The organism is Streptacidiphilus melanogenes (assembly GCF_000787835.1).
GTDB lineage: Bacteria > Actinomycetota > Actinomycetes > Streptomycetales > Streptomycetaceae > Streptacidiphilus > Streptacidiphilus melanogenes.
The window spans coordinates 193,419-211,208 of the sequence record NZ_BBPP01000003.1 but is presented as its reverse complement, the minus strand read 5'-3'; the positions used below and the strand labels follow the sequence as shown (position 1 = coordinate 211,208).

Annotated in this window: 14 protein-coding genes and 3 pseudogenes; 9 read left to right on the top strand and 8 right to left on the bottom strand. The window is 71.5% G+C overall.

The window, feature by feature from the left end; all coding sequences use genetic code 11:
• Positions 1–4 precede the first annotated feature (4 nt).
• The 4 genes and pseudogenes from TR49_RS04840 to TR49_RS04825 form a co-directional block, all read left to right on the top strand.
• Positions 5–523: pseudogene (locus TR49_RS04840) on the top strand (SMI1/KNR4 family protein); the annotation flags it as partial.
• Positions 524–765: 242 nt separating this feature from the next.
• Positions 766–1,152 (top strand): nuclear transport factor 2 family protein, encoded by a 387-nt coding sequence (locus TR49_RS04835; RefSeq protein ID WP_042377455.1) that lies wholly within the window; start codon positions 766–768, stop codon positions 1,150–1,152.
• Between the two features lie 343 nt (positions 1,153–1,495).
• The gene (locus TR49_RS04830; RefSeq protein ID WP_042377453.1) at positions 1,496–2,731 is read left to right on the top strand and encodes an arylsulfotransferase family protein; all 1,236 of its coding nucleotides are present in this window, start codon (positions 1,496–1,498) and stop codon (positions 2,729–2,731) included.
• A gap of 128 nt (positions 2,732–2,859) precedes the next feature.
• Entirely contained in the window at positions 2,860–3,984 is a 1,125-nt protein-coding gene (locus TR49_RS04825; protein ID WP_042377450.1) for a PP2C family protein-serine/threonine phosphatase, read from the top strand.
• A gap of 49 nt (positions 3,985–4,033) precedes the next feature.
• Here the strand turns inward: TR49_RS04825 and TR49_RS04820 are convergent, their stop codons facing one another.
• Positions 4,034–4,819, bottom strand: a complete 786-nt coding sequence (locus TR49_RS04820; protein ID WP_042377447.1) for a class I SAM-dependent methyltransferase — start codon at positions 4,817–4,819, stop codon at positions 4,034–4,036.
• Positions 4,820–5,074: 255 nt separating this feature from the next.
• On the opposite strand from TR49_RS04820, the gene TR49_RS04815 reads away from it, so the two are divergent.
• On the top strand, positions 5,075–5,278 hold the full coding sequence (locus TR49_RS04815) for a cold-shock protein (RefSeq protein ID WP_042377445.1): 204 nt from the start codon (positions 5,075–5,077) through the stop codon (positions 5,276–5,278).
• 111 nt (positions 5,279–5,389) lie between these two features.
• Here TR49_RS04815 and TR49_RS04810 read toward each other — a convergent pair whose 3' ends face one another.
• The 3 genes from TR49_RS04810 to TR49_RS04800 form a co-directional block, all read right to left on the bottom strand.
• Complete coding sequence (locus TR49_RS04810; RefSeq protein ID WP_042377442.1) at positions 5,390–6,136, bottom strand: VOC family protein; 747 nt, start codon at positions 6,134–6,136, stop codon at positions 5,390–5,392.
• A 10-nt stretch (positions 6,137–6,146) separates the two neighbouring features.
• Entirely contained in the window at positions 6,147–6,662 is a 516-nt protein-coding gene (locus TR49_RS04805; protein WP_042377439.1) for a protein-tyrosine phosphatase family protein, read from the bottom strand.
• Between the two features lie 93 nt (positions 6,663–6,755).
• Entirely contained in the window at positions 6,756–6,977 is a 222-nt protein-coding gene (locus TR49_RS04800; RefSeq protein ID WP_042377828.1) for a hypothetical protein, read from the bottom strand.
• Positions 6,978–7,231: 254 nt separating this feature from the next.
• On the opposite strand from TR49_RS04800, the gene TR49_RS04795 reads away from it, so the two are divergent.
• The gene (locus tag TR49_RS04795) at positions 7,232–8,707 is read left to right on the top strand and encodes an FAD-dependent monooxygenase (protein WP_042377437.1); all 1,476 of its coding nucleotides are present in this window, start codon (positions 7,232–7,234) and stop codon (positions 8,705–8,707) included.
• 708 nt (positions 8,708–9,415) lie between these two features.
• Here the strand turns inward: TR49_RS04795 and TR49_RS41085 are convergent.
• Positions 9,416–10,894, bottom strand: a pseudogene (locus TR49_RS41085) (NEW3 domain-containing protein); the annotation flags it as partial.
• Positions 10,895–11,229: 335 nt separating this feature from the next.
• Here TR49_RS41085 and TR49_RS04785 point away from each other — a divergent pair.
• A complete protein-coding gene (locus TR49_RS04785) occupies positions 11,230–13,332 on the top strand; it encodes an alpha-galactosidase (RefSeq protein WP_042377434.1) in 2,103 nt (700 codons plus the stop codon).
• Between the two features lie 347 nt (positions 13,333–13,679).
• Positions 13,680–14,066 (top strand): annotated as a pseudogene (locus tag TR49_RS04780) (transposase); the annotation flags it as partial.
• Here TR49_RS04780 and TR49_RS04775 read toward each other — a convergent pair.
• Together TR49_RS04775 and TR49_RS43535 are read right to left on the bottom strand one after the other, a co-directional pair.
• Positions 14,063–14,674, bottom strand: a complete 612-nt coding sequence (locus tag TR49_RS04775; protein ID WP_160311534.1) for an SMI1/KNR4 family protein — start codon at positions 14,672–14,674, stop codon at positions 14,063–14,065. The pseudogene TR49_RS04780 and the gene TR49_RS04775 overlap by 4 nt on opposite strands.
• Positions 14,675–15,102: 428 nt before the next feature.
• A complete protein-coding gene (locus TR49_RS43535; RefSeq protein WP_160311533.1) occupies positions 15,103–15,567 on the bottom strand; it encodes a DUF1877 family protein in 465 nt (154 codons plus the stop codon).
• Positions 15,568–15,709: 142 nt separating this feature from the next.
• On the opposite strand from TR49_RS43535, the gene TR49_RS43530 reads away from it, so the two are divergent.
• Positions 15,710–16,330: a hypothetical protein gene (locus TR49_RS43530; RefSeq protein ID WP_042377426.1), complete on the top strand. Its 621-nt coding sequence runs from the start codon at positions 15,710–15,712 to the stop codon at positions 16,328–16,330.
• Here the strand turns inward: TR49_RS43530 and TR49_RS04755 are convergent.
• Positions 16,327–17,790 carry an aminopeptidase P family protein gene (locus TR49_RS04755; RefSeq protein WP_042377423.1) on the bottom strand — a complete coding sequence of 488 codons (1,464 nt, stop codon included), beginning with the start codon at positions 17,788–17,790 and terminating at the stop codon, positions 16,327–16,329. The genes TR49_RS43530 and TR49_RS04755 overlap by 4 nt on opposite strands.

Below are 17,790 nucleotides of genomic sequence, written 5' to 3'. Positions count from 1 at the left end.
CCACGTGACGTCCGATGATGACCGACAGTTCCCTGCCGCACTCGCCGCCGCGATGGCGGTCACGCTCACCTACGACGAGGACGGGCTGGACTTCGAACCCTTCGAGGCCTTCCTCTCGGCGGCCGAGACCACCGGCTGGCTCCGTGCCTGGGCTCGTAACCCGGCTCTGCACGGCGACGCCTTCCGTGTCTTCGGCCAGGACGGCACGGGCGGCTACGCCGCCTTCTGGCTGACGCGCCAGGACCAGCCGCTCGTCGAACAACCGGTGGTCTTCCTCGGCTCCGAGGGCGAGACGGGCGTGGTCGCCCGCAACCTCGACGACTTCCTGTGGGTCCTCGCGGACGGCCTGGGCCCCTACGACGCCGCCGACCTACGCGAACGCGAGCGCCCCTCCCACCCGCACCCGACCCTGACGGCGATCGCCGAACGCTTCGCTCCAGACCGCCGCAGGCCCGGCCTGGCCCTCATCGAGGCAGCCGAACGGGAGTTCCCCGACTTCGACGACCTCATCCTGGGCCTCTGCGAGCTGCACGAACCCACGCAGCCGGCAACCGACCTGCCGCGTGAACACCCGGCGGAGCCTGCTCGCTCGCCGAACGAGGGTGAACAGGCGACCCTCGCCTTCCCGATCTGACACACCGTGCCCGCCTGCCCGGATACCGTCTCCTCTCGTGGAGTCTGAGCATCCCCTCGTCCGCGAGGTGTTTCCTGAGCTGGCCAGAGAGCCGATAGCGCCGGTGGGACGGCGCAGGTAGCGTGAGGTGTGTGGGCAGCGATGAGACCGGTGGACTGACAGCGGATCTGCGCTCGGCCGAGCGTCGACTTCAGGCGGCGCAGCTCGCTGCTGACGCAGATGCGCTGGAGCTGCTGCTGGACGACCGTTTGGTCTTCACCGGACCCGACGGTCGTCTGTACAGCAAGAAGGACGACCTGGAGATCCAGAGGAGCGGTCGGCAGCGGCTCGGTCGGGTCGACGAGGAGGAGTTGGCGGTCCTGGTCGTGGGGACGACGGGTGTCACGTGGTTCCTCGGCCTGGTCGGCGGGACGTTGGACGGGCAGGAGTTCAGCGCGCGCGTGCGGTACACCCGTACCTGGGTCCATTCGGACGAGGGCGGGTGGCGCGTCGTCGCCGCCCACGTGACCCCCGTCTGACAGCGGGACGCGACGCGGCCGACATGTCGTCGCAACACTGCTCTCAAGATCCGGACGGACGTTGACCCGCCGTCTGTTGTGCCTGCTAGCCTCCCGGCCATGGAGCAGCGCCGAATCGCCTTGACCACGCGGGGTCACATCGACCTCCTGCGGGTCTGTTCCGCTGCCTGTCGCGGCTGCTGAGCACCCGCGTGAACGTCCTTCGCGCTTTCTGACGTCACATCACGTCACTTCCCAGCTGCCCCCTTGCGCACCGCGCGCACCGTGCCCCGCGCCCATCCGCGCGGCGCGCACCCCTGCCTGCCCGCGCCTTGCCGCGGGCCGCCCGAATCAAGGATCTCGCATGCCCAAGAACCGTTGGACCACCCGCGTCCTCGCGGTCGCCGCCACGGCCGCCGCCCTCGCCACCGCCCTGCCGGTGACCGCCTCCGCCAGGACGGCGCACGGACCGGAGACGACGACACTCCCGCTCCCCTCCCTCACCGTGCTGACGGACAAGCCCGGCGCCGCCCGGGGCGGCGACCTCTTCGTCGCGCCCTCGTCCGCCAAACCGGCGTACGCCAGCGGCGTGGAGATCCTCAGTGCCGACGGCCGCAGGGTCGTCTGGTCGCACGCCGTGCCCGCCGGGCAGGAGGCCGCGGACTTCCGCAAGCAGACCTACCGCGGACGGCCCGTCCTCACCTGGTGGCAGGGCAGCGGTCTCGGCGGGGTGAGTCAGGGCGTCGACTACGTCTACAACGACCGCTACCAGAAGGTCGCCGAGGTGCGGGCCGGGAACGGCTACGCCGCCGACGGGCACGAGTTCCTGATCACCCCGCAGGGCACCGCGCTGATCCTCGCCTACCAGCAGACGACCGCCGACCTGCGGTCCATCGGCGGCCCGGCGGACCAGAAGGTGATCGACGGCGTGGTCCAGGAGGTCGACATCCGCACCGGCAGGGTCCTCTTCGAGTGGAGCGCCGCCGACCACGTCCCGTACGCGCAGAGCGAGCAGCCGCTGCCGGCCTCCTCCGCCACCCCGTGGGACTGGTTCCACGTCAACGCGGTCAAGCAGGACACCGACGGCAGCCTGCTGGTCGACGCGCGCAACACCTGGACCACCTACGACGTCTCCCGCCGCACCGGCGCGATCCGCTGGCAGCTCGGCGGCAGGGCGAGCTCGTTCGAGCCGGCCGCCGCACCAGGCCAGCGCCTGAACACGGCCCGGACGCTCTTCGCCTGGCAGCACGACCCCGAGCCGCTCGGCCACAACCTGTACAGCTTCTTCGACAACGAGTCGGCGGGCATCGCCAACACCGGCACCGGCGCGCTCTCGGAGCTCCCCTACAGCCGCGTCGACACGGTCCGCCTGGACCCGCGCACGCACACCGCCACCCTGGTTCGCTCGGTCGCGCAGCCCTCGGGGCTCAGCGCCTCGTCCCAGGGCAACGCGCAGACGCTGCGCGACGGCGCGCTGGTCGTCGGCTGGGGCTCGCTGCCCTACGTCTCGGAGTTCGGCGCCTCCGGCGCGCTGCTCTTCAGCGCCGAGTTCCCGGCGGGGGTGAACACCTACCGCGCGTACCGCTTCGACTGGAGGTGACGCCAACCGGTGCCGTGACGCCCGGTCGGGACCGACATCGGCCAAGGTCGGCCAAGGGCCGCGACGCACCCGCGACCGTGCAGGTGGGAGCGCGTGCGGGCCGGTTCGGGTCGGGGCAGAGTGGGGGCATGGATGTCCGGTTTCGGTGGCCCAGGGAGCAGGGACTCGGGCGGAGGAACTGGCCGCTGCTGCTCGTCCCGCTCACGTTGATCGTGCTGATCACCGTGGTCGGCATCCGCTCCCCCGCGGACGTCCATCTCGGTCCGCTCCTGGTGATCGCGCCCGCGGTGACCCTCTCGTTCGCCGGGCCCAGGACCACGGCCGCAATCGGGGCGCTCGCGGTGGCGGCACACGTGATCATCGCCGTCTTCCACGGCGGGCTCACCACGAGCAACCACCTGGCGCAGATCGGCGGGCTCGCCGTGCTCTCGGCCCTGATCGTGCTCTTCGCCGTGGTGCGGGAACGGCACAGTCGGCAGCTGGCGCGGGCGCAGTCGGTGGCCGAGGCCGCCCAGCAGGCCCTGCTGCGGCCGCTGCCGGACCGGATCGGCCCGCTGCGGATCGCCACCGTGTATCTCGCCGCGGAGGACGAGACGCACATCGGCGGCGACCTGTTCACCGCCACCCGCACCATGGGCGGGACCCGCATCATGATCGGCGACGTGCGCGGGAAGGGCCTCGCCGCGGTCGGTGAGGCGGCCCTGCTGCTCAGCGCGTTCCGGCTGGTCGCCGCACGCTGTGGCAACCTGGCCGAGCTCGCGGAGATCCTCGACCAGCACGTGGACCGGTACCTGGTCGACTTCGCGGACAGCGGCGACGAGACCGGCGAGCACTTCATCACCGCGCTGCTGCTGGAGATCCCCGACGACGAGCCGCTGGCGCGGCTGACGAACTGTGGTCACCCGCCGCCGCTCGTGCTGCGGGACGGCCGGGTGACGACGCTGGACGAGGCCGAGACGGCGCCGCCCCTCGGCGTCCAGGCGACCGCTGCGGGCGCACGCACGGTCTGGACCATCGACTTTCCGGGTGACGACACGCTGCTGCTCCACACGGACGGCGTAACCGAGGCGCGGAACGGCGACGGGACCTTCTATCCGCTCGACGAGCGCGCGGCACGCTGGGCGTCCTCGACTCCGGAGGCGCTCGTCGACCACCTGCGTCGAGACCTCCTCGCCTACTGCAGAGGCCGCCTCGGCGATGACGCGGCGCTGCTCGCCGTCCGACGCGTCGACGCGCAGCAGGCGCCGCCTTGAGCCATGGCGGGACGGCGTAACTGGCGGGACGGCGTAGCAGGCGCTCTGCTCAGGCGGGCGGTGCAGCTCGGTCCAGGGCGTCGCCGTCGCGCACGACGAGGCGGAACCCCGCGTCGAACTCGTCGAGCTCCATGAGATCGGCGTTGCGCTCGTGCCAGGTCCCGTCGGCGAGGTCGGCGGCCAGCCGGGTGAGGGCGCGTCGGCGGACCGACGGGTCGAGCCTGGCGAGGGCGGAGGAGTGACGCCACAGCTCCTCGTTCAGGAAGGCTTCGGGGCGGCGCCAGAAGGCCGGATAGACGGCGTCGGAGAAGTCGCGCGGCAGCGGCAGGACGCGTACGTCCGCGGTGCCGAGCTCGGCCGCGACCTGGTGGGCCGTGACCTGCCGCCGTTCGTAGGGGGCGAGTTCGGGGACGTAGTCGCGGGTGAGCCAGAACTGCGCCAGCCGGTCGGTGTCCGTGGCCACGATCACCTGCCGCGCGGCCACCCGCCGCAGCTCGGCGAGACCGCGTCGCCAGTCGGGCCAGTGGTGCACGGTCAGCACGCCCATGGCCACGCCGTAGGCTCCGTCGGCCGCGGGCAACTGCTCGGCCACGCCCAGCACGCACGGCGCCGCACCCGGCGCCCGCTGGGCCAGCATCTCGGCCGAGGGGTCCAGCGCCACGACCAGCCGGTCGTGCGGCTCGTAGGAACCGGCCCCCGCACCGACGTTGAGCACGGGCGCCGCGTCGCCGACGGCGTCGAGGATCCTCGCGCGCCACCGGGGGTCCTCCCGGCGCATGGCGGCGTAGCCGATTCCGATCGAGTCGTAGAGCGCGGAACGCGTGGTATCGACCATGATCTCGATCCCAGCAGGAGCGGCCTCTGCATGCAAGCCAATTCCTGCCGCTTCCCAGGTCGGGACAGATCAGGACACTTCGCGCGACGCTGCGAAGATGTGACCCGCAGCCCAGAGACATGGGAGGGTGGCACAGCGTAACGTGATCACCGATACTCGCTGTCCGCCGTACCGCTTCACCTGCTGTTCGAGGACGCGACCAAACCCAGCGGTACCCATGACCGGGTGCCGCTCCGTCCCGAATGGGAGATCAGTATGGCTCAGGGCACCGTGAAGTGGTTCAACTCCGAGAAGGGCTTCGGCTTCATCGAGCAGGCCGGCGGCGGCCCGGACGTCTTCGCCCACTACTCCGCGATCACCGGCAACGGCTACCGCGAGCTCGTCGAGGGTGAGACCGTCACGTTCGACGTCGAGCAGGGCGCCAAGGGCCCGCAGGCGGCGAACATCGTCCGCGGCTGACGCCACACCAGCAGTGCACTCGGCCCCGCCGCCCGTCCTGGGCGGCGGGGCCGTCGCCTGCGCGGCTCCCGGTCGGGATCTCGGATCTCGGGACCTCGGGCCGTCAGGAGGTCAGGAAGGGGCGAGGACGCAGAACTCGTGACCTTCCGGATCGGTCAGGCACGTCCACGGGACGTCACCCTGGCCGAGGTCGAGGTCGGCAGCGCCGAGGGCCCGCAGTCGGGCCGCCTCCGCCGCCTTGTCGTCCCCGGGGTACGGCAGCAGGTCGACATGCACGCGGTCCGGCACGGTCTTCGCGTCGGGCGTGCGGATGAACTCCAGATACGGGCCGACGCCCTCGGCCGAGCGAAACGCCGCGAAGTCGTCGTCGACCTCGTGCAGGGTCCAGTCCACCGCCTCGCCCCAGAACCGCGCCATGGCCCGCGGATCCGCGCAGTCGACCACCACGGCGGCGACCGGCCCGGTGTCCCGGTAGACCTCCCGGGGCTCCAGCACGCAGAACTCGTTCCCCTCCGGGTCGGCGAGCACCGTCCACGGCACCTCCCCCTGCCCCACCTGAGCCGGCGTCGCGCCGAGCGCCCGCAGGCGCGCGACCAGCTCCTCCTGGTGAGCCGCGGAGGTGGTGGCGAGGTCGAGATGCACCCGGTTCTTCGTCGTCGTCTTGGGTTCCGGAACAGCGACGACGACGATCCAGAGTGCGACGGGGTCGGGCCAGGCGGGGTCGCCGACGGGTGCGACACACGTCGTCACACCGGGCGTGCCGCCACGGACACTCCACCCGAGCGCCTCCGCCCAGAACCGCCCGACGGCCTCGTGGTCACGAGCCTTGATGTTCAGCAGAACAGGTCGCAGTGCCATGCAGGCGATCCTACGAGGAAGCCGGGTCAAGACCGGCCAGGAGCTGGGCGACGTCGAGCCCTGTCTTGAGGTACTGCTCGAAGGCGCGGTTGTGCAGGGCCCAGGGCGACCGCCGCTCCCGGATGAGCTCGACGGCCGTGGCGGCGTCCTGCCCGAGCTCGACCAGGGCCTGCGCGACCACCAGCCCGGAGCGGTTGTATCCGGACCTGCACCGCACGAGGACGCTGCGGTCGCTGCGCACCGCTGCTGCGACCGTCGTCGCCAGCTTCCTGACAGAGTCGATCTGCGCCGCGGTGAGCGGTCCGTCAGGGATCTCGGTGACCAGGTGGTCGACACGCGGGTGCGGCCCGTGACCCTCCCGGGTGAACAGACTGACGACCAGGTCGAACTCCGCGTCGACGACGGCGGCCCGCACCTGCCCTTCGGGGCCGACCCAGAAGTGGCCGCCCATCCACAGCCGAGGCCTGATCTCGTTCCACGGCGTCTGGGGTTCAGGGGCACCGTTGTCCTTCTGACGCGTCTTCACCGTGCTCCTCCACAGGCCGGCCGACGGCGCGGCCGGGCTTCGTCCGGGTCGCCCGCCCATCCGAATGATGCCAAGGAAGGGACCGGTCAGGCGTCAGTTCCATGGCTCCTTGGAGGAGTCCTCGCCCAGCGCGGTTGCGGCGGCTGCGCAGAGGTCCTGGCCGTAGAGCTGGTTGCTGCCGTGCTCCGAGCCCCACAGGTCGGTCGCGGCCTGGGCCACGGCGCGACAGGTGTAGTCCCCGTCGACTCGCCACGCGCGAATCTGCGCGGCCATCTCCGTCGTGATCGTCGCCGGATCCACAAGGTTGGGTTTCATGCTGCGGACCCTGCGGGCGGCGTCGGCGAGGTGGCCATCGGATCGGCCCACGGCGGAGGGCCGCAGGCCTCTCGCTCGGGTCCCGCCAGCGCGGCTGCGTGACTGGAGCAGACCCAGCCGGTGAACTTGTGGCAGCAGACGCTCCCTGCCACTTCAAAAGTACAGCCCGTGGGGGGCCTTGCGGCAAGGCCCCCTGCGTGGTCCAGACTCCTGCGGTCGTGCCCGGTGCTCGGGCCAGGGTGAAAGTGGTTCAGATGATCGATGTGGTCGTGGCCGGAGCGGGTCCCACCGGGATGATGCTGGCGGGCGAGCTCGCGCTGGCAGGTGTGGACGTGCAGGTCGTGGAGAGACGCGCCACCTCCGGCCTCGTCGGCATGCGCGCCCGCGGCTTTCACGCGCGCACGATCGAGATCCTCGACCAGCGGGGCGTCGCCGAGCGCTTCCTCGCCGCGGGACAGACGGTCTCGGCGGCGTCCTTCGCGGGAGCGCGGGTGGACGTCAGCGACATTCCGACCCGGCATCCGTACACGCTGGGGCTGGTGCAGAGCCGCATCGAGAGCATCCTGGCGGACTGGATCGCCGAGCTGGGCGTGCCGGTGCACCGGGGTCGGGAGGTGGTCGGGTTCACGCAGGACGCCGACGGCGTCGACCTGCGCCTGGCGGACGGCGCTCCGCTGCGCGCCCGGTACCTCGTGGCGGCCGACGGCGGACGGAGCACGATCCGGAAGGCGGCGGGTATCGCGTTCCCCGGATGGGAGGCGACCAGGACCATGCTGATCGCCGAGGTGGAGGTCACCGAGGAGACGCCGACGGGCATGCGCGTCGACGAGACGGGGATTCACGGGCTGACGCCCCTGGGCGACGGCCGGACGACGCAGGTGCTGGTCACCGAGCAGCAGGTGGGGCAGGGGGCCGAGCCCACCCTGGCCGACCTCCGCGGCGCCCTCGTCGCGGTGTACGGCACCGACTTCGGGGTGCACGACCCCACGTCGCTCTCGCGGTTCGGCGACGCGACCAGGCAGGCCGCCGCGTACCGCGCCGGGCGCGTGCTGCTGGCGGGCGACGCCGCGCACGTCCACGGTCCCACGGGCGGGCAGGGGATCGGGCTCGGCGTCGAGGACGCGGTGAACCTGGGGTGGAAGCTCGCGCAGGTGGTCAGGGGCGTCGCACCGGACAGCCTCCTGGACACGTATCAGGCGGAGCGTCACCCGGCCACGGCCCGCGTGCTGAAGTACACGATGGCGATGTCGGCGACCCAGCGGGCGGACGCCCGCGTCGGCGCCCTGGCCGACATCGTGGCCGACCTGATGTCGGTCGACGCGGCCCGGGTCAGGCTGGCCTGCCTGCATCTCGGCCTCGACGTCCGCCACGCGGACGAGGGCGGGGACGACGCGCACCCACTCGTAGGACGCCGGATGCCGGACCTCGACCTGACGGGCGCGGACGGCCCCTCGCGGGTCTACCCGCTCCTGCACGACGCGCGCGCCGTGCTGCTGAACCTGGGTGAGCCAGGCAGCCTGACGCCCGGTTCCTGGCGGAACCGCGTGCGCTCGGTCGACGCGCGGTACGCGGGCGCGTGGGAGCTGCCGGTGGTCGGCGCCGTCGAGGCACCCGCCGCGGTCCTGATCCGCCCCGACGGGCATGTCGCGTGGGTCGGCGACGGGACACGTGCGGGGCTCGACGAGGCACTGACCCGCTGGTTCGGGCCTGATCCCGCCCGGCGGGGATGAAGCCCTGCGGGCCGCCCCGCGTCCGATGGCGGTGGAGCGCAGCCGCCCCACCGCCATCGGCACGGAAACCGCCGGGCCGGTGGCCCGTCAGCTCTGGGTGAGGCCGGTGAAGTCCGCCTCGCCGCTCGTGCCGTCGCTGTGCGAGCTGGTGAACACGCCGACGTCCTGGGTGCCCGCGACGCCGGGCACGGTGGCCTGGCCGACCTGGGTCCAGTTGGTTCCGTCGGTGGACCAGTAGCCGGTGAAGACGGATCCGTCGCGGACCAGCTTGAGCCAGGACGGATAGACGGCGGTGCCGCTGCCCTGGTTGGACGGGGCGCTGTTGGAGTCCAACTGCCCGTCGCCGTCGCTGTCCCACTGCAGGACGTAGCCCTTGCCGGGGGCCTCGGCCAGGATCACGTAGCCGGGCGAACTGGCGGGCGCGGTCATGTCGTTGCGGACGATCAGACCGGCCTTGGCCCAGTCGCTGGTCGCGGCCTGGCCGGTGAGCTCGACGACGGTGGTGGAGCCGTCGTGCTCGGCGCCCTGCTGGTAGACGGCGCTGTACTGGTCGGTGCCGCCCCACAGGTCCGCACCGGCTCCGTCGATCGCGAGGCGGTCGCCCGCCTGGCCGAAGACGGCGGTGTTGTCGGTGAAGGTGCGCAGCGGCGACTGGACGGCCGAGGGCACTTCGGCGGAGTTCGCGGAGTCGATCTCGGCCGTGCCGCCGGACCAGCGCGCGGTGGCCGTTCCGGTGAGCTGGACGTGGGCGATCGGCGCGGTCGGCGTGGCCGGTGCGGTGACCCGGAAGGCGGCGATGGCCATCTTGCCGGGGCCGACGCGGGCGAACCGGGTCGCGGTGAGCGGCTTGACGGTCCATCCGCTGGGTGCGGAGAGCGCGAGGCGGGTGTCCGTGACGGCCTTGGCGCCGTTGTCGGTGAAGGTCGATTCGACGGTGGCCGAGGCGCCCGCGGTGAACTGCGGCGCGGTGGTGTCCAGGACGAGCGCGGGGGCGAGGGTCCCCGGTCGACCGGTCGGGGTGACGCGGTACATCACGGTGCCGTGGCCGGGCACGGAGGCCGCGATGACGCCGGCGGAGCCGGTGGCGGTGCTCCGGTGTGCCCACAGGTCGCGCAGCACGTAGCCCTTGGCGGCGGGCAGACCGACGGCCGCGGCCGTGGTGGAGACGGTGGCGCGGCCGGGGTTCTCGTTGAACAGGGTCACCGCGACGCTGCCGTCGGCGAGGGGCTTGGCGAGCACGTCGAGCCCGTCGGCGAGGGTGACCGGTCGGCCCTGGCGGCCGAGCGGGTCCTGGTCGACGGTGATCACCTCGCGGTTGCCGTAGATGGCGAGGGTGTCCGCACTCGCGGTGCGCAGGTCGGTTCCGGAGACGAGCGGCGCGGCCATCTCCGACCACAGGGAGAACTCGCTGCGGTCCTCTGTGGGGGTCATGCCGTTGCCGACCTCGAGCATGTCGGGGTCGTTCCAGGCGCCGGGCCCGGCGTCGGCGGCGAGCTGCACGTTCTGGTGGAAGTTGGACAGCATCGAGCCGAAGGAGGCGTTGATGTCGCCGGTGGTGCGCCACAGGTTGCCGACGCCCGCGCCCCAGGACGGGACGGACTCGTTGCCCCAGTTGCAGAGGCTGTAGACGATCGGGCGGCCGGTGGCGGCGAGGGCGTCGCGCATGGCGGTGTAGCGCTGGAGCGAGGGGATGCCCTGGTTGTAGCAGTTGTCGTACTTGAGGTAGTCGACGCCCCAGGAGGCGAAGGTGGCGGCGTCCTGCTTCTCGTGGCCCAGGCTGCCGGGATAGCCGGCGCAGGTGAGGGTGCCGGCGCTCTCGTAGATGCCGAGCTTGAGTCCCTTGGCGTGGACGTAGTCCGCGACGCCCTTGATGCCGTCGGGGAACTTGGCGGGGTCGGGGACGAGGTCACCGTCGGCGTCCCGGTCGTGGGTCATCCAGCAGTCGTCGATGTTGACGTACTGGTATCCCGCGGCTTGCAGGCCGCTGGCAACGATCTTGTCGGCGGTCTGCTCGACGAGCTTCTCGCTGACGTCGCAGCCGAACGCGTTCCAGTCGTTCCAGCCCATGGGAGGGGTGAGCGCCAGGCCGTTGCCGAGGGCGGCGGCCGGTGCGGCGGTCAACGGGACCGTGGCGAGCGCGCTCGCCGCGAGGGAGGCCGCAACGAGTGCGGCCCATGTTTTGCGCATGCCTACTCCAGGATCCGAAGGGTCCGTCAGGGGTGGTTCACGGCCTGCCCAGAGAAGCAAAACCAACAGCATCCGTCAATATCACACACAATCTTGCAGAGAGGCTGGTGCGGTATGTCATGTGCCATTACACTCCCCACGCTGCCAATCAGAAGTCACTGCACCACAGATGACCTTTCATCAGCACGATCAGCCGACCGAGGGGGCCGCCCTCGCCGCTGATGCGCACGTCACGGCCCGCCGCCCCCAGTGGGATGGCGTTTGATTGTGTTGTTTTGCACCGCGCAAGGCGCACCACCCACCCGACCGCCCTCGCGCCCCTCGGAGCCGCAAGCATGCGAGCACCCCTGCCCAGAACCGTCCGCACCGTGCTGGTCCTCGCCCTCACCGCGCCGGCCCTGGCCTTCGGCCTCGGCGCCACCGGGCTGACCCCCGCCGGCCCGGCCGTCGCGCTCGACAACGGCACCGCCCTCACCCCGCCCATGGGCTGGAACTCCTGGAACAGCTTCGGGCCGGCGATCAACGAGCAGGAGGTGAAGCAGACCATCGACTTCATGTCCGCGAACGGTCTGGCCGCCGCCGGGTACGACACCGTCACCATCGACGACGGCTGGTCGCTGATGCACCGCAGCGGCCAGACCACCGACATCGTCAAGGACGCCTACGGCTCCCTCCAGCTCTACGACGCCGCGGGCAACCCGGTCAGCGGCACCGACGGCACCGGCAACGACCCGACCTCCGGTCACCTGATCCCGGACCCGAACAACTTCCCCTCGCAGCAGGTCGACGGACAGACCGTCAACGGGATCCAGTACCTGGCCTGGTACGCGCACAGCAAGGGCATGAAGTTCGGCCTGTACGCCACCGACACCTACACCACCTGCCAGGGCCACCCGGGAAGCCTCGGCCACGAGGCCACCGACGCGAGCGACTTCGTCTCCTGGGGCGTCGACTTCGTCAAGTACGACGACTGCCCCTACGGCCCGCCCATCACCGGCCCCGACGGACACGACTACTACACCCAGGGCGAGGGCAAGGAGCTGACGCAGTCCATCTACGAGCGCGTCCAGACCTTCCGTCAGGCCCTCGACGCCGCCTCCGCCGCCCAGGGCCGCCCACGGGTCACCGTCAGCGTCTCGGCCCAGCCGGTCCACACCGGCGTCCCGTACCTCCAGGACCCGAACGACCCGGCCCGCACCGACCCCGTCGTCGTCGCGGCCGGCACGCCGCCGTACCAGTCGCCGGGCTACGCGCCGACCGGCGTGTGGTGCGGCCAGGTCGCCAACCTCTGCCGGATCGGCGGCGATCGCGACAGCGAACTCGACGGCGTCCTCTACCAGGGCCAGTTGCAGACCGCGCTGGAGTACCGCGGCAACGTCCGCCCCGGCAGCTGGAACGACATGGACATGATGTTCGCCGGCTGGCAGGACCCGTACGGGCTCTGGGGCACCACCGACACCTGCTCCTGCCACAAGCCGTTCACCGACACCGAGTCGCAGACCGAGATCTCGATCCTCTCCATGATGGCCGCCCCGCTGATCTCCGGTGCGGACTTCCGCACCGCCGCGGACTCGGTGCACAGCTACGACGGCTACTCCTGGTCCACCGGCGTGTCCGCCTCGGCCCTCGCCCTCTACGAGAACCGCGACGTCATCGCCGTCGACCAGGACAGCCTCGCCAGGCCCGCCACCCTCGTCGGCAGCGCGCCGAACTCCAGCACCGCACCCGTCGTGCTCCAGCGCCGACTCGCGAACGGCGACACCGCCGTCCTGCTGGTCAACCAGGACCCGAACAACACCCAGACCGTCACCACCGGCCTCGGCGCTCTCGGCCTGACCGGGCCCGGCTACTCCGCCAAGGAGCTGTGGACCGGCGCCACCGGCCAGTTCACCGCCGCGAACGGCGGCGCGATCAGCGCCTCGGTGCCCCCGCACGGCGCGGTGCTCTACCGGCTGACCCCGCTGCCCACCACCGTCCCGGCGACGGTGGTCGACGACGGCCGCTACCACTCCCTCGGCTCCGCCGCCGGCTCCGGCGCCCTGGCCCTGGAGGCGTCCGGCACGTGCAGCGCGCCGGTGACGTCCGTGGCGGACGTCAACACCTGGTGGCCCACCCACACGTCGGAGCAGTGGACCTTCACCACCAACCCGGACGGGACCGTGCGCATCAGCGACAACTGCGACACCCCGACCCAGGTCCACACCGTCCTGGCGGCGGGCAGCAGCCCCGGCGACTCCGCCTACCTCCTCAACTACTCCGCAGGCAACCCCTGGCAGGAGTGGCGCGTCGTCCAGAACACCGCCACCGGGGCCCTGACCGTCACCAACGTCGCCACCGGCCTCGCCCTCGCCACCACCGGCACCACCCCGGGCAGCACCGTCGTCACCGCCTCCCCCAACCCCACCGCACCCGCCCAGTCCTGGACCCTGCTCTCCTGACCCCGCCGACTCCGGATCCCGCCCCCTGCGGGGGCGGGATCTCGCCGACCCCGGTCAACCGAGCCGCGGACGAGAACCCGGGGCCGCGCACCGTGACCGTGATCCGGCGCTCGTGGTTCCGACGAGCGGGCTGAACTCGACGTCGACCACGGTGCGGTGGGGAACTCCCCGCATCCGCAGGGCCTCACCGACCGCCAAGAACTCGATCTGGGCCTCGAATCGGTCTTGCAGCCCGCCTCGGTCCACTCCGTCGGAGCGCGCTCCGGGAAGCCCGGCAGCTCCACCCGCAACGTCACGCCTCGGCCGTAGGGGCTCAGGTGGACCGATCTGAGCACCAGCTGGCCGGCGGCCGCCGCAGCTTCGCCTGGACCGACTACCGCGACCTGCTCATCGCAGCCCACCAGCAACTCGGCAAGCCCATCGTCCTGGTCTGGGACAACCTCAACGTCCACCGCGACCGCCGCCTGCGCGAGTTCATCGACGCCCAGGACTGGATCAGCGTCCACTACCTCCCGCCCTACGCACCCCAACTCAACCCGGTCGAAGGGATCTGGTCCCTGCTCCGGCGCCGCTGCCAGGCCAACATCGCCTTCACGGATCCCGCCCACCTGGTGCGCGCCCTGCGGGGTGGCCTGCGCCAGGTGCAGTACCGACCTGACCTCCTCGACGGATGCCTGGCAGGCACCGGACTCCGCCTGGCCCCGCCTACGCCCCCAAGCTCCGCAATCGCCTAGCCGGGCATCGGACCTGCGGAGATGCTCAGTCGGTCGTGACTCCAGTCGGACTTCATCGTCCAACGGCGCTGTGAGGAGCACATCGCCCGAACGTTGGGGATCTCGCCTCGTGCGCTCCCGAGCAGTACGTCGACCATGCCCATATCGAACCGGTAGGTCGTCACGGGCCCGCGCGCCCACATCACCACCGGCCACTGGTCGGGAGGGCCATCCGAGGTGAGCCAGAAGTACAGGTCGCCCTGCTCGTTCTCGCCCCAGATCAGCAGCCCTCCGGGCTCCGGGAAGATTCGGTACGCGGGCTTCGTGTCGTCTTCCTCGTCGAGCTCGGAGCCGAAGAGATCGTCCATTTCCGAGGCGTGCCACTCGATGTAGCCCTTGAAGCCGGTCTCGCGCCCTCCGGGGAGAAGACACGAGGTAGGCGCGTGCACGTGACAGGCCAATGAATCAGGCGTGCCGAACTCACCTGCACCGTAGAGGTCGACGAAGGCCCGGTAGTCCGACGGAAAGTCCAAGCCGATCTCTGCCCGGGACCGCTCCCACGGAGGAGAAGCCACCGGCACAGCAGGAGGCGGAAACAGCTTCGCGAGCCGGCTCAGGGCGTCCGGCATGCTGCCCTCCGTGATGTCGCTCTCGGTCAAGGATGAGGCGACAGCGTACAAGGCCCTGGAAGGGCGAGATCGCCAGCGCAGGCTGGTGATCCCACGGCCAGACATCACGGCTTCAAGGTCAGTAACGGTCAACTGTCTCGGGGCCGGCCAGGAGCTCCGGCCACGTGCCGGCTGACAAGGGGTGCCTCCCTTCCCTGAGACGGGTCAGCATGCCCGGTCGTAGACGGCCCGCAGCCGCGGTTCCCGGAGAGCGGGCATCCGCGCGAGCGTGTACCGGAACGCGTTCCTCAAGCTGGCCGGGGAGACGGTCTCTCCGTGCAGGCAGAGGCGATCCCGCAGCTCGTCCCAGGCTTCCGGTGCTTCCGCTCGCTCGACCTGCTCCAGGAGCATCGGCACGCGCCCGGTCGCCCCGTGGGCGTCGTCCGCTGTCAGGTCAACGTGGTGAGCACGCACTGCTCGGCAGCTGCCGCGGTCTCGTAGAACCGCTGGAGATCGACGTAGTGGCTGCGCAGCTCCTCGGCCCGCTGCCGGTCGTAGCCGGAAGGGTAGACGTCGTCCTCGTCCATCGCGTCCTCGTCGGCGAAGTCCGCCAAAGCGTCGAAGTCCAGCCCGGCGAGGAAGTCCGCAGCGCGGAGGACCTCTTCGGCGGTCAGCAGCCCCGGCGGGGCGTAGTCGAAGGGCTGCTCTTCCAGGAACGGCGTGCCCATCACCGGATCGACCGGGCAGCCAGAGGCGGTGAGCAGCCACTGGAGCGCGTTCCACGCCTTGTCCAGCGACAGGACGGCCCTGAACTCCTCGTCGTCGCGCATCTTCGGGCGTGGCCAGGCCTGACCGGCGAGGGCCGCCTGGGCGGCTTCCGGACTCACCCGCATCAATTCCATGGAGATCCCCATGGGCGCCCAGCATGCCCGATGAGCGGGCCCCGCGGACGCAGGAGGGCGGAGGGCTGCGTGATCAACTCGATGCGCCCGGGGTCTTGAGGAAACGGCCTCCGTCTGCGCATGATCCCGCGAAGCTTCCAACGACTGGATTCCCTTGAGCGACCATCTGATCCTCCTCGCGGTCCTCCTCGTCCCCGCCGCACCGATCCTCTTGCTGGTCAACGCCCTGGCGCTGGCCGACGTGCTCGCCGTCGCCCGGCCGGCCTGGGCCGCGGCGGGGTTGAGCCGGCGGCGGTGGGTCGCCGCGGCCGCCGCAGGACTCGTGATGCTGCCCATGGGCCTGGCGGTGATCCCGTTGTGGCGGCTGCGGGCGCGGCGTCGGCTGGACGAGGCCTGCCCAGGCAGCGTCAATCCGTACTTCGACGCGAGGAGGTCCTCGGTCTTCGACGCGGCGGTGACCTGGCCCGCCCGGCTGTTCCGCGTCATGCTCGTCGTCCTGGCGGCCGTCGGCATCGGTCTCGGGGCGCCGAGGCTCCTGCACGACAGCGTCGGCGACCCCGCCCAGGTGGACATCACCGACCTGCGCCACCCGACCGCCCCGAAGCCGTGGATCGAGGAGCACTGCACGAACTCGGTCGTGCAGGCCCTCCACCTCGACGACGCCGTCGTCGAGGAGAACGGCCACGACTACCAGCGCTGGACGGTGACCCCCAGGCCCGGACACGTGGACCGTGTGCTCCTCGACATGGACGACGGCACGGTCATCTGCCCCTAGACCGGCCCTGTCCGGCGCATCGAGGCCGTCCAGGTCTCGAGTTCGTCCGCGTGGCGTGGCAGGCCAGAGGAGAGGCATTCCGCGCCGTCGGGGGTGATCACGAAGTCGTCCTCGATGCGGACGCCGATGCCGCGCAACTCCTCCGGGATGGTGAGGTCGTCGGGCTGGAAGTACAGGCCGGGTTCGACGGTGAGGACGTGGCCGGGTTCGAGCACGCCGCCCAGGTAGTTCTCGGTCCGGGCGTTCGCGCAGTCGTGGCAGTCCAGGCCGAGCATGTGACCCGAGCCGCAGAGGGTGTACCGGCGGTACAGGTCGGGTTCGGGCGTGGTCGCCGGGTCGCTGCTGGGTCGCAGACCCCAGGCGTCGAGGCCCTCGGCGATGACCCGCATCGCGGCCTCGTGGAAGGCGCCGAAGCGCGCGCCGGGCCTCAGCGCGGCGATGCCCGCCGACTGGGCGGCAAAGACCAGGTCGTAGACGCGGCGTTGGACGTCGGTGAAGCGCCCGCTGACGGGGATGGTCCGGGTGACGTCGCCGGTGTAGCAGGAGTCCGTCTCGACGCCTGCGTCCAGCAGCAGCAGGTCCCCCGCCCGGACCGGTCCGTCGTTGCGCATCCAGTGGAGGACGCAGGCGTGCGCGCCGGCCGCGGCGATCGTCTCGAAGCCGAGTCCGTAACCCTCCAGCCGGGCGCGCCGGTTGAAGGTGCCCTCGATCCAGCGCTCGCCGCGGGCGAGCTCGGTGGCGCGGCCCAGTCCGCGGGCGACGTCGTGGAAGCCGTCGACGGTGAAGCCCACGGCCGCGCGCAGTTGGGCGATCTCCCACTCGTCCTTGACGAGCCGCAACTCCGAGAGGAAGGTGCGCAGTTCTGCCTCGTCCGACGGGTTCGCCGGCACGAGGGCGTCGACGACGGCGTCCTCGCCGCGCAGCACCCGCGTCGGGGTGTCGACGGCAAGGGCCCGCTCCAGGCGGTCGCGCGGGGCGACGTCGAGGCCGAGGGCGTCGGCGGTCTCGGCGAGGGTCCGTCGTCGGCCGATCCAGAACTCGCCGTGGCGTCGGTCGCTGTAGAACTCCGCGCCGTTCGGTCCGCCGTCGCGCGGCGAGCGGTCGCGGGTGAACAGGACGACGGTGTGCCCGTGCCCGGTGGGCTCGAAGACCAGGACGCTGTCGGGGACCGCGTCCGCCGCCTGCTCGGCGGTGAGGTGCAGGAACGCGGAGTGGGGCCGGAAGGGATGGTCGAAGTCGTTGCTGCGGACTCTGAGCCCGCCGGCCGGGACGACGATCCGCTCACCGTGGAACCGGTCGGACACCGCGACACGCCGCGCGGCGGCGTGTTCGGCCCCGGAGGCCCGCGGCAGCTTCAGGTCCGTGTCCGCCCATCCGCCCTGGAAGGACGCGGCCACCGCGGCCGGTATCGCCCGGTCGTGACTGCCTCGACCGCCTGACGCGTCGTCTCCTTGTTCCAT